Raw genomic sequence first — 12,227 nt, 5'->3', positions numbered from 1 at the left:
TATCGATCTTAGGCTTGATTATCAGTTAATTCTTTATTTCTAATCTTGGTGAAATACCAAACATTTGGTTTCACGCCGATTTCCTCGAGCACATTGTAAGCTCTTTCTTCTTTCACTTCAGTGTCTCCTTCTTCAGTAGCAGAAAGACGAAGTAGCTGAGAAATTCTGCTGTTAGAGTCTTTCATATCACCAAATACGATGGCTTCCGTAGGACATGCAGTAGCGCAAGCTGTTGAAATCTCTCCATCAACAGGGCGTCGGCCTTGCTTTTTGGCATTTAGCTTACCAGTCTGAATTCTTTGCACGCAGAAAGAACATTTTTCCATTACACCACGTGCTCTAACCACCACGTCAGGGTTCAACACCATCTTGCCAAGCTCATTGTTCATGGAAGTGTTATCAGGGAACTGACGGTTGTCGTGGTACTTGAACCAGTTAAAGCGACGTACTTTGAAAGGACAGTTGTTGGCGCAATATCTTGTACCGATACAACGGTTATAGGTCATTTGGTTAAGACCTTCTGTGCTGTGGGTGGTGGCAGCAACCGGGCAAACAGTCTCACAGGGAGCGTTGTTACACTGCTGACACATCATTGGCTGGAAGGTTACTTCAGGGTTTTCAGATGCTTTTTCCAGCATGCTCAAGCCTTCCATCGACTTGTCCTCTTTGTTTCCCTGGCTGCTGTAGTACCTGTCGATTCTCAACCATGCCATTTCACGACGGTTGACGACTTCTTCTTTTCCAACAACCGGAATATTGTTCTCCACCTGGCAAGCCACTGAACAAGCAGCACAGCCAGTACAAGAGTTGAGGTCAATCACCATGCCCCAATGGTGGTTGTTGTATTCATGGCCTTTCCAAAGAGATACCGCATTAGGTTTCTTAGGGCCTGAATAGCTCGATATCATTGGCTTGTAACGGCCGGCAGATGCATCAGCTTTGTATTCAGCAAGAGTAGCCTCCTGAATAACTGTCTCACGCCCCATAAAAGTCTGGTGCGTTTGTGTCTGCGCAATTCTATAGCTTTCTCCTGTTGGCTCGATGGTTACGCCAGCCACAGAATAAACGATTCCTTCACTATTTGAGCTCAACAATGCAAAGGCATTCACCCCAACACCATCAGCTACTTTGCCTGCTTTCGTACGGCCATAGCCGAGGGCCACCCCTACAGTGCCAGCTGCCTGGCCTGGCTGAACCACTACTGGCAATGTCACCGTGGCTATCCCAGCTTTCACATTTACCTTCGTGGTAAAACCTTCCTTCATCTCTATGCCCAATTCGTTGGCAGTAGATTGAGACATGCTGATGTAGTTTTCCCAACAAACCTTAGAAAGTGGATCGGGCATCTCCTGCAACCACGGGTTGTTGGCCTGCTCGCCAGCACCTATCGCTATACTTTCATAAGTTACGAGCTCTAAACCAGTGCCTTTCTTGTATTTGCCAGCTATTTTAGTAGCAGCAGCATTGGCATCGCCTGAAAACTCAACAGCACTCATTGTAGAGGTTGCATCACCCTCAAACACGCCATTATATAGGCACTGATCCCAGAAAGTCTGGAAATCGCCAATCTCGGTTTGGCTGGCAAAATGTGTCTCCTTCCAATTTTCCTTTATGAAATCAAAGTAAGAAGTGGATACATTGCCCCAGGTTAAGAAAGACTGTTGTGCCTGACGGGTGTTGAATATATTGCTAATGGCTGGCTGCGAAAGACTATACTGCCCTTTAGCTGGCTCAGCATCGTTCCATGATTCCAGGTAGTGATTATCAGGAGCTACATAAGTCACCTGAGAGGTCGTTTCGTCTACTCTATCGGAAGTCGACAGGGTAAACTTGGCCTTAGAAAGGCTCGAACCAATTACTGCACCTTTAGGGTGGTCGTATACCGGGTTACAATTGAAGAAGATAACGCCGCTCACCAATCCCTGAGACAGGTCGGTAACGAAGACATCCATCATAGCGTCGTCTCCCTGTTTGGTCATCACGGGAGCATCCCAGCTAAGAGTGCTTCCGTAGTTGCCAAGTAGGTTGTTGATTGCGTTGACAACAGTCTGAACACTGATGTCATTTTCGCCCGACACCACAATCGAGGCTCCCTTGCTAGCCCAAAGATCGTTGGCTGCTTTGGTCAAAGTAACTGTATCATCAACCTTCGCTACCGAAATAGCAGGTGCCCCTGCCTTAGCGGCAATGAGGTTGTAAAGGTTGCCTATGTAAAGACCAACTTCTGAAGGACGGATAGGCGACCGGTAGTCAGCGTTTGCTCCTGTAAGGGAAAGATTTGATTCAAAGCTATAAAGCCTCGACATTTCTTTCTTCTTAGGCCCAAGTTTCCTGGTCTCCGCAAATTGCTTCGAAAAAGCCACCGGATTCAACCATGTTCCCAGGAAATCTGCTCCAAAGGAAACAGTGGTCTTTGATTTATTAAAGTTGTAGGACGGCAACGCACGAATACCAAATGATGAAAGATTAGCATTCAACGCTCCGCTATAAGACGACGCATCGTAGGTAATTACCTGAGTACTTGGGTAAGCTGCTATAAATTTAGCAATGGCCTTCTTTGTTGAAGGGCTTACGATACTATGTGTAACTATTTTAATTTGCCCGCCAGCCGCAGCAATCTCTCCTAGTTTGGATTTTACCTCAGCATCAAGCGCATCCCACGTGACAGCTGCACCAGCTTTCATCGGGTTTTGCAGCCTTTGCTTGTCGTAAAGAGAAAGCACACTTGCTTCTACCTGAGCAGTTGTTCCCCCGCCTGAGAATTTCGAAAGCTTGTTGCCTTCAATTTTGATAGGCCTACCCTCTCTTGTTTTAACTACCACACTACAGTAGTCGCTACCATTGATGTAAGTAGAAGCATAGTAGTTGGCAACACTAGGGTCGACATCTACTGGCTTGTTAAGGTAGGGTATCGCCTTCCTTATCGGAGCCTCGCAAGCTGCCAAAGAAACGGCGGCGACTCCAAATCCCATCAATTTCAGGAAATCACGACGTGAGTTTCCATTTTCATTTTCACTAATTGGGAGATATTCTGGAAATTCTTTGTCAGCATTCTTAACGAACTCAGGGTCGTTCTTCAGTTGCTCAATTCCCTTCCAATATATTTTAGTATTTTCTTTCATGTTGTCCCAGGAGATGATTTTTCAATTAATAATGACACTTAGCACACTCCAAACCACCGTTGTCTTCGACGGTCATTGGCTTTTTGCTCTTCTTTTCGTGGAGCTCCACTAGTTTGTCATAATAAGCGTTATCCTTGGTATTTATTTGTGTTTCTCTATGGCAGTTGATACACCAGCCCATTGTTAACGGAGCGAACTGGTACACTACGTCCATTTCCTGAATCTCTCCATGGCAAGTCTGGCATTCAAGCCCTCCTACCTTCACGTGCTGCGAATGATTGAAATATGCCAGGTCGGGCAGGTTGTGCACCCTCACCCATTCGATCGGCTGATTGTTATCAATAGCATTGTATATTTTTTGAATTTCTGGAGACATGCCTGTTTGACCTCCCACGTTTTGAATCACTGTATGGCAATTCATACAAATGTTGGGCGATGGGATGTTGGCTGATTTGCTTGTTCTCACCCCTGTGTGGCAATAGTTGCAGTCAATTTCCATTTGACCGGCGTGCAGCTTGTGGGAGAATGCTATGGGCTGCGCAGGCTGGTATCCTTGCTGCACTCCCACAGTGAACAGACCGTCGATAACACTCTTAAGCACAATGGCTGTGAAAACAAATACAGCAAAGCCCATGAAGGTGTTTCCTTTGAGGGTCTTACCCAAGTCGAACCTGTTCTGAACGACGTCTTTGTCCGCTTCATCCAGGTCATCCTTTTGAGCAAGGTATTTTGTTAAAACTGAAACTATCAGTACAAGCACCAATAGGATCAAGGCCAATACTACTAGAAGGCCTATTAATATAATGTTGATATACTCTGATGGAACGCCTGAACCACCTCCCTGAGCCACCTGACCATCGGTCGTAGTAGTGGTAGGGTCAGCTGTTTCAGCCGGTTTTGTAGATTCCGCCTTCAAATAAGCAACAACTGATAAGATTTCTTCGTTTGAGAAATCAAACGAGGTCATTTGAGTCTTGTTGTACTCATTGTAAAGCTTAACGGCATAGTCGTCGCCGCTTTGGATTACCTTTTGGGAGTTCTGTACGAAGCTGATAATCCATGGCAAAGGTCTGCGAGTGTGAATATCACGCAAGGCCGGGCCCACAACCCGATCATTTATTGCGTGGCACACTGTACAGTTTTGTTTGAATAATGCTTCTCCGGCTGAGATAACCGCCGGGTCAGAAGGAATGCCATCGTCCGCTCCGCCTGATGCAGCTTCACCGTCCTGAGCAAACGCTACAGCAGCGGAGAATATTAATGCAACGAGGGATAGACAAAAGGTGCGGGTTAGGTGTCTGCTTTTTTCCTTGAAAGGAGAGAATTTTACAGGTTTTAGCATCTTTTGTGTTGTACCTTTTAGAGTCCTTGCAAATCTAATATGGGAGTCAATCTTTTCAAAAACTTATTTAGAGGTAAATTTTTGTCCGATTTTGAACTACTGTGCAATAATATCTAAAACCTTTGAATACCAATTAATTAAAAGGGCTTATCAATGAAAAAATGATCTATTTAGAATTATTTTAAATTAGGCCGGGATTGAACATTTTGAGGAGGGGTTAAAATAAGAAAAGAGAGGCGATTTGCCTCTCTTTTTTATTGAGGTCGAGAGCGGATTCGAACCGCTGTAGGAGCTTTTGCAGAGCTCTGCCTAGCCACTCGGCCACTCGACCATTTTTGGGACTGCAAATCTAGAAATTATCTATATCAGTCCAAATGTTTCAATGGTAAAACAATCAAAATAAAAAAAGGTGCCGAAGCACCTTTTTTCTATTGTTCAGTTATTCTGATTTCTCATCAGCGGCGTCGGCTTCATCAGCCTTGGCCTTTTTCGCTTTTGGCTTGGCTGCCTCAGCTGCAGGCTTTTCTTCAGCCTTGGCTTTCGCTGCTGGCTTTTCTTCCTCAGCCTTTGCTGCTGCCTTTGGCTTTGCTGCCTCCTTCTTCGGTGCCGTAGCCTTGCTTTCCATCTGCTCTTTCAATGCTGAAAGTGCTTCAAGATCACCAAGGGTTGTTTTCTCAGCATCTTTGTTGATTCTGTCAACAGCCTTCGACTTTCCTTTCACATCTTTCTTAGCAGGAGCCGCCTTTGGTCTTTCCTGAGGCTGTGGCTCGCTAAAGATAGCAGTATGAGAAAGAGCAATGCGCTTCTCATCTTTAGAAAACTCCATTACCATGAAGTCAAGTGTTTCTCCGGCTTCAGCAACTGATCCGTCTTCCTTAGTAAGGTTTTTGGTAGTTGAAAATCCTTCAAGACCGTAGGGCAATTCAAGGATCGCTCCTTTTTCGCTCTTATTGATGATCGTACACTTGTGAACAGATCCTCTGGTGAATACAGTTTCGAAAGTATCCCAAGGGTTTTCTTCAAGGTGCTTATGGCTTAGCGCCAGTCTTCTGTTGTCAACGTCAAGCTCAAGAACGACCACTTCAAGCTCGTCTCCTACTTTAACGAATTCAGATGGGTGCTTGATCTTCTTGGTCCATGACAAGTCAGACACGTGTACAAGGCCGTCGATGCCTTCTTCAAGCTCAATGAACAAGCCGAAGTTAGTCAGGTTACGAACCACGCCTTTGTGCTTGGTGCCTACTGCATAGCTAACAATAAGGTCTTGCTTGGTCCATGGATCTTCAGAAAGCTGCTTGATACCAAGTGACATTTTGCGCTCGTCTCTGTCGATAGTTAACACAACCGCTTCGATTTCATCGCCAATGCTGATGAAGTCTTGAGGGTTGCGCAGGTGCTGAGACCATGACATTTCAGATACGTGGATCAAACCTTCAACGCCAGGAAGCAATTCAAGGAATGCACCGTAGTCTGCTACGTTCACAATCTTGCCCTTCACTTTAGAACCAATTTCGATCTCTTTGCCAAGTGAATCCCAAGGATGTGACGTAAGTTGTTTCATACCCAGAGAAATACGCTTCTTCTCATCATCGAAGTCGAGTACAACCACGTTGACTTTTGCGTCAAGCTGAAGCACTTCTTCCGGATGGTTGATACGTCCCCAGGAGATATCAGTAATGTGCAACAGGCCGTCAACACCACCAAGGTCGATGAACACACCAAAGTTGGTCATGTTCTTGATCACACCTTCGAGTACCTGACCTTTTTCAAGGTTGTTCAGGATTTCGGCCTTTTGCTTCTCAAGATCTTTTTCGATCAATACTTTGTGAGATACTACCACGTTGTCGTTGGTGTAGTTGATCTTCACAACTTTCACTTCCATTTTCTTACCAACGAATACATCGAAGTCACGAATTGGCTTCACATCAATTTGTGAGCCTGGAAGGAATGCCTCAACACCATAGATGTCGACGATAAGACCACCTTTAGTACGGCGTTTCACCATACCTTCGATCACTTCATCGTGCTCATAAGCGTGTTGGATGGTTTCCCATGCCTTAACGATTTTGGCTTTTCTTCTTGAAAGAACAAGCTGCCCATTGGCGTTTTCCTGCTCCTCAATATACACCTGCACTTCGTCACCAACTTTCAACTCAGGTCTGTCACGAAATTCAGACAGGGCCACAAGTCCGTCGGATTTGAAACCGATGTTAACGATTACGTCACGGTCAGTAATACCTACAACCGTTCCGTTGATCACTTCTTTTTCAGTGATCGAGTTAAGAGTGCCTTCATAGAGTTTCTCCATTTCGGCACGCTTTGATTTTGAATAGCCTTCGCCAAATCCTTTGGCTGACAAGCCTTCCCAATCAAATTCTACTGCTGTTTCTCCCATAAAAATAAAGGTCCAAAATTACACTGTTGCAGCAGGACCAGCCCACAACAATATTTAGTTTAAACTCATCCAGAATGCCCGGAAGCCCATTCACCCGAATGGGAGCGCAAAATTAGACATTTTTCACTAAGATTAAAAAATAGGTGTGTTAATAATGCCTTAGTGCCTCCAGGTCAGGAATAATTCTTCTTTGAAAAGAGAAACATAAGTGAGTATTTCGAGCTTACTCAGTTTTAACCCATTTGTAAAAGTATATGAAACCAACCATTCTACTCATTGTTATCGGCCTGGCCTTTACAGCGTGCCAGGAAACCCCCAAGGCCGACATGGTCATTTGGGGAGGTAATATTTACACCGCCGTGGGCGGACAGAAGGCAGATGCTGTGGCTGTAACCGGCGACTCTATTATATATGTGGGTAGCAAAGATGGCGCTGAGGATATGGTGGGGCCGGAAACTCAGGTGATTAATCTTGAAGGCAAAACGATGACACCGGGTTTTATTGAATCTCATGCACACATTATGGGCGTGGGTTACAACCTGATGAACGTGGATTTGATGGCCACAACCAGTTATGAAGAGCTTGTGGCACAGGTGAAAAAAGTGGCAGACGAAACGCCGGAGGGCGAATGGATACTTGGCCGGGGCTGGCATCAGGACAAGTGGATAAAACCAGCAGAAAGAATGGTCGACGGCTTTCAAACGCATCACTTGCTAAGTGAAGCAGTTCCGAATCACCCGGTGTTTCTTTCGCATGCGAGCGGGCATGCTGGTTTCGCCAATGCCAAAGCCATGGAGCTGGCGGGCATCACCAAAGATACGAAGACACCAGACGGCGGCGATATCTTCCGTGACATCAATGGCGAGCCTACGGGACTGTTTAACGAGACGGCTCAGGGGCTCATTAGGGCTGCCATTCCTGAAACCACTATCGAAAAACAGCAAAGGGCGCTTGAGCTAGCTGTTGAGTCGTGTTTAGAATTGGGCATTACCAGTTTCCAAAACGCTGGAGCTGGCAAAGATGATATTGAGCTTTTCAAGCAGTTTGCCGAAGAAGGAAAACTCAAAATAAGGCTCTACACTATGTTGAGCGGGCATGACCAGGCTCTGCTGGAGGAATACTACGACAAGGGACCTGAAATCGGGCTTGGCGACAATCACCTGACGGTTCGCTCAATAAAGCTCTACTCAGATGGCGCACTTGGTTCAAGAGGTGCCTGGCTGCTGGAAGAATACAGCGACATGCCGGGGGTGTTTGGCCACAATGTGACGCCAATGGAAGAAATAGAGAAAGTGACCAACGAAGGGCTGGCCGCTGGCTTCCAGATTTGCACGCACGCCATTGGCGATCGGGGTAATCAGGAGGTACTGGATATCTATGAAGCCGCTCTGAAGAACAACCCCGAAAACGCCAAAGATTCACGGTTCAGGATTGAGCATGCACAACACCTCGACCTGGCCGACATCCCAAGGTTTGCAGAATTAGGGGTGATTGCGGCTATGCAAGCCATTCATATGTCGAGCGACAGGCCCTGGGCTATCAACAGACTTGGGGAGAAAAGAATTGTAGATGGTGCCTATGTGTGGCAGAAGCTTTTGCAAAGTGGTGCCAAAGTGATCAATGGAACTGATGCTCCTGTGGAACCACTTGCCCCACTCCCCTCCTTCTATGCGTCGGTGACTCGTAAAACGCTGAAAGGAACCCCTGAAGGCGGTTACGAAGCCGATCAGAAAATGACCCGGGAGCAGGCACTGATTTCCTACACGCTGGATGCTGCTTACGGTGCTTTTGAGGAGGACATCAAAGGATCCATTGAAGTAGGCAAACTCGCTGATTTCACTGTATTTGATAAGGATATCATGACAATTGATGAGATGAACATTCTCAATACCCGGGTGGTGATGACCATTGTGGGTGGAGAGGTGCTGTTTGAAAAGTAAAATTTAACCCCGGCCCAAAAAGCCGGGGTTTAACCTCACCTACCAAACTACTGAAACTTGCTTTTTAATTTTGTGACCTGTTAGGGGTTCAATCGCTGACCATCCTCGAGCAGTTGCTTTTTCAAAGCGTCATAGTTGACAGCCTGCACGTTTTGTCTGTTATCGATGGCCAATGCAGCTGCTGTGGCTGCTGACTGGCCCAGCACCATGAACACAGGCTCCATTCTGATTGAGCCAAAAGCGATGTGACTGGCGGAAAGCGCCACAGGCACCAGCAGGTTGGTAGCCTGGTCTTTCTTCGGTACAATGGAACGGTAGGATATTGGATATGGAGGAAAACCTCCAACTTCTACGTTTCCTTCATTTTTCACCATGCCATCCACTACTATGCGCTGGCAATTGTGTGAGTCCATCGTGTAAGCAGCTAGCCCAACGGGGTCACTAATTACTTCCTCCCCAACACAGTTGGCTTGCGTCATGACATATTCTCCGATCATGCGGCGTACTTCCCTCACATACAACTGCGGCGACCAATTGCCATTGCTTGTGTATTCATCTTTGGGGTAGCCCCAGGTTTTCATTTCTTCCCGAAGTTCAGTTGGTACCCGTGGATCAGAAGCGTAGAAATAAAGCAGCCCTTTTGTGTAGTCTTCATGCTCTTTAATAATGGCCTCCCTCTCTTCGTAGCTAGCCTCGGGATAGGCATGACTCATACCGATCATGTCAGTAGAAAACGCACCCCTGTTGTTAATGTCCGTTTTCTCATTGGGCATGTGACTCCAGATAAAATGATTGTTCAGCTTTCTTCTGTCTGGCAAGGCCTCCAGAAGTCTCAACAGCAGTTCATATCTGGCAGGGTCGTAGTTGTCAGGCTCGGTGATTGGCACCATATTGTCCTGATTAGTCGTCAAGCAAATCCTGAAGTTGTAAGTCTGCACCAAATCGTCGCCGCTACCCTGCTCCTTTAGCTCGTCGTCCGTTATGCCCCACAGCAAGCCGCTGTTTGGGTCACCTTTTTTGACGTAGGGATCAATACCCTCGGGGAATTGATGCCCATCCAATAATTGTACTCCGTTGTAGGTCTCGTTGTAGACACTGTTCGCTTCACGGCCTACGTGGTAGCTCACACCAGCCGCCGCCATCAGATCGCCTTCATAAGTGGCGTCGATAAACACTTTGCCAGTGTACACCGTGCCGTCCTGCATTTCAATTTGAGATATACTGGTTCCATTCATGGTTACGCCAGCTTCTCTATTGAGCTTTTTGTTGATGACCAGCTCAATTTTTTCTTTGGCTATCATCTGTTCATAAACCTTCATTGCTGCCGACGGCTCAAAAGTCCACATGGTAGGCTCACCTTCCACTGTGCGGGTTTGCCCTCCGTCCATATAGGCGGATGGTTCCTGCCACTTCCAGTTAGCGGGGTCGTTGTAATGGGTGCGGATATTGGTATAAAACTCCCTTGATATGCCGCCGATGGCTTGTTTGTTGCCAATATCTGTTTGCCCCAGTCCGCCAGTAGTTAAGCCGCCAATGTGCTTTGATGGCTCAATAAGTAGTACCTTTTTGCCCATCCTTGATGCCTGAACAGCCGCTGCAATGCCACCCGAGGTTCCTCCGTACACAACAATGTCGTATCCTGACGACTGCTCCTCGCCGGTGGAGGAAGAACAAGAAAAGATGAAAACTAAGGCAAGTAATAAGATGATATTTTTCATAAAGATTGTAGTTAGTCGGTTGTTTAGATGTCTTCCATTGTAAGCTTCTGAGTGTCTTTAATAAGTTGCGCCTTAAGCTTCTCATAGTCTACTCCCTGTACTGGTACATTGTCAGCTATTGCCTGCACGGCAGCAGTGGCAGCACTCTGCCCCAGGATCATGAAAACAGGTTCCATTCTGATGGAGCCGAAGGCAATATGCGTGCTTGATACACAAACAGGCACCAGCAGGTTTTCACATTCACTTGCCTTTGGCACGATAGATCCATACGAAATGCTGTAAGGCTCTGGCGCATGGACTCCAATGTCGCCTTCATTCTGGACAAAGCCCTCGGTAGTTACATATCGCTGAGAATTGTGAGCATCCAGCGTATAAGAACCCATCCCGACTGGCTTAGGCACCACATTGTGGTTAAGCACATCATGCTCTGTCATTACGTGGTCTCCTATCATGCGCCTGGCCTCACGCACATATATCTGATGAGGCCAGTTGCCATTGTCGGTAAATTCATCCTTTGCGAGGCCCCATTGGCTCATCTCCGTACGAACATCCTCTGGCACGTTAGGGTCATTCGCCAGATAGTACATCAAGCCCTTTTGATAGCTTTCGTGTTCGGCAATGATTTCCCTTCTTCTTGCATAGGTGGCTTCAGGGTAGTCGTAGTTCATGCCAATAAAATCGGTACTGAAAGGGCCATGGTTGTTGGTGTCCGTCTTCCGATTGGGAATGGGGTCAAATTTTTGAAATGTTTCACCCCAGCCAGCGGCATACACCCTTGCAAGCAATTCGTATTTTGACGGGTCATACCCTTCCGGTTTGACAAAAGGCACACGGTTGTCGGGGTGGTTACTCAGGCACATACGAAAGCAATAAGCCTGTATCTTATGGTCGCCAGAACCATTGGGGCCAGGCTCATCACTTGAAATATAAGGAAGAAGCCCGCTTGATGGGTCTCCTGGCACCAGGTAAGGGTCAATATTTTCTTTAAAATAGTGGCCATGGTGAAATACACCCGCCTGCACACCATTCCATTCTTCACCATACACACTATTGGCTTCACGACCTACATGATAGCTGACCCCGGCGCTAGCCATAAGGTCGCCTTCGTAGGTGGCGTCGATGAACATTTTCCCGGTAAATGTTTTGCCACTTAGCGTTTTGAAAGACACAATCCTACCATTTTCCTTCACCAGACCGCCTTCCCTGTCGAGCCATTCGTCTCTATAAATTTCGATTTCATTTTCCGTAACAAACCCTTCGAACACATTCTCGGCTGCATGCGGTTCAAATATCCACATCGTTCTTGAGTTGCCATCGATGGCTGGTGTGCCCTGCCCTTTGTTGCCATACTCCGACTGCTGCTGCCATTTCCACGAGTCAGGTTTTTGGTAGTGCTGGTAGAGCCGGTGGTAAAACTCCCTCGAAAGGCCTCCGATCACTTCTTTTCTGCCAGTGTCGGTGAAGCCGAGACCGCCCGACGACAGCCCTCCGAGGTGAGTATCGGGCGACACCATTATCACCGTTTTTCCCATTTTTTTGGCCTGCACGGCAGCGGTTACGGCTGCGGAGGTGCCGCCGTACACCACAATGTCCGCTGAGTAAACAAGTGGATCACTTGTCGAAGATTTGTCGGGAGTGCAAGCGGAAGAGACAAGTGCAAGTGCCGCAAAGAGTGTTAGCCATTTTTTCATAGTCAGATTTTTTTAGGTT

The 12,227-nt window shown here is 46.8% G+C and carries 6 protein-coding genes and 1 tRNA gene; 1 reads left to right on the top strand and 6 read right to left on the bottom strand.

The window, feature by feature from the left end:
• Window positions 1-8 precede the first annotated feature (8 nt).
• The 4 genes from RIF36_RS16950 to rpsA all read right to left on the bottom strand — a co-directional run bounded on the left by RIF36_RS16950 (window position 9) and on the right by rpsA (window position 6,859).
• Entirely contained in the window at window positions 9-3,122 is a 3,114-nt protein-coding gene (locus RIF36_RS16950) for a TAT-variant-translocated molybdopterin oxidoreductase (protein ID WP_350125586.1), read from the bottom strand.
• 25 nt (window positions 3,123-3,147) lie between these two features.
• Window positions 3,148-4,464, bottom strand: coding sequence for a c-type cytochrome (locus RIF36_RS16945; RefSeq protein ID WP_350125583.1), 1,317 nt, complete (start codon window positions 4,462-4,464; stop codon window positions 3,148-3,150).
• 260 nt (window positions 4,465-4,724) lie between these two features.
• A tRNA-Cys gene (locus tag RIF36_RS16940) sits at window positions 4,725-4,795 on the bottom strand.
• A 108-nt stretch (window positions 4,796-4,903) separates the two neighbouring features.
• Window positions 4,904-6,859 carry a 30S ribosomal protein S1 gene (gene rpsA / locus RIF36_RS16935; RefSeq protein ID WP_151997361.1) on the bottom strand — a complete coding sequence of 652 codons (1,956 nt, stop codon included), beginning with the start codon at window positions 6,857-6,859 and terminating at the stop codon, window positions 4,904-4,906.
• A 254-nt stretch (window positions 6,860-7,113) separates the two neighbouring features.
• Here rpsA and RIF36_RS16930 point away from each other — a divergent pair, with 254 nt between their 5' ends.
• Complete coding sequence (locus tag RIF36_RS16930) at window positions 7,114-8,799, top strand: amidohydrolase (RefSeq protein ID WP_350125580.1); 1,686 nt, start codon at window positions 7,114-7,116, stop codon at window positions 8,797-8,799.
• A gap of 80 nt (window positions 8,800-8,879) precedes the next feature.
• Here the strand turns inward: RIF36_RS16930 and RIF36_RS16925 are convergent, their stop codons facing one another.
• Both RIF36_RS16925 and RIF36_RS16920 read right to left on the bottom strand, forming a co-directional pair.
• Window positions 8,880-10,517, bottom strand: coding sequence for an FAD-dependent oxidoreductase (locus RIF36_RS16925; RefSeq protein WP_350125577.1), 1,638 nt, complete (start codon window positions 10,515-10,517; stop codon window positions 8,880-8,882).
• Window positions 10,518-10,540: 23 nt separating this feature from the next.
• Window positions 10,541-12,208 carry an FAD-dependent oxidoreductase gene (locus tag RIF36_RS16920; RefSeq protein ID WP_350149429.1) on the bottom strand — a complete coding sequence of 556 codons (1,668 nt, stop codon included), beginning with the start codon at window positions 12,206-12,208 and terminating at the stop codon, window positions 10,541-10,543.
• Between the last annotated feature and the right edge of the window lie 19 nt (window positions 12,209-12,227).

The sequence above is a fragment of the Imperialibacter sp. genome, assembly GCF_040222815.1.
GTDB lineage: Bacteria > Bacteroidota > Bacteroidia > Cytophagales > Cyclobacteriaceae > Imperialibacter.
The sequence above is the reverse complement of the archived record's forward strand: the minus strand, read 5'-3'. Positions and strand labels throughout refer to the sequence as shown.

Bases quoted from the DNA above. Each gene is read 5' to 3' on its own strand.
- RIF36_RS16920 (WP_350149429.1), bottom strand. From the start codon at position 12,208: ATGAAAAAATGGCTAACACTCTTTGCGGCACTTGCACTTGTCTCTTCC.
- RIF36_RS16925 (WP_350125577.1), bottom strand. From the start codon at position 10,517: ATGAAAAATATCATCTTATTACTTGCCTTAGTTTTCATCTTTTCTTGT.
- RIF36_RS16930 (WP_350125580.1), top strand. From the start codon at position 7,114: ATGAAACCAACCATTCTACTCATTGTTATCGGCCTGGCCTTTACAGCG.
- RIF36_RS16950 (WP_350125586.1), bottom strand. From the start codon at position 3,122: ATGAAAGAAAATACTAAAATATATTGGAAGGGAATTGAGCAACTGAAG.
- RIF36_RS16945 (WP_350125583.1), bottom strand. From the start codon at position 4,464: ATGCTAAAACCTGTAAAATTCTCTCCTTTCAAGGAAAAAAGCAGACAC.
- rpsA (WP_151997361.1), bottom strand. From the start codon at position 6,859: ATGGGAGAAACAGCAGTAGAATTTGATTGGGAAGGCTTGTCAGCCAAA.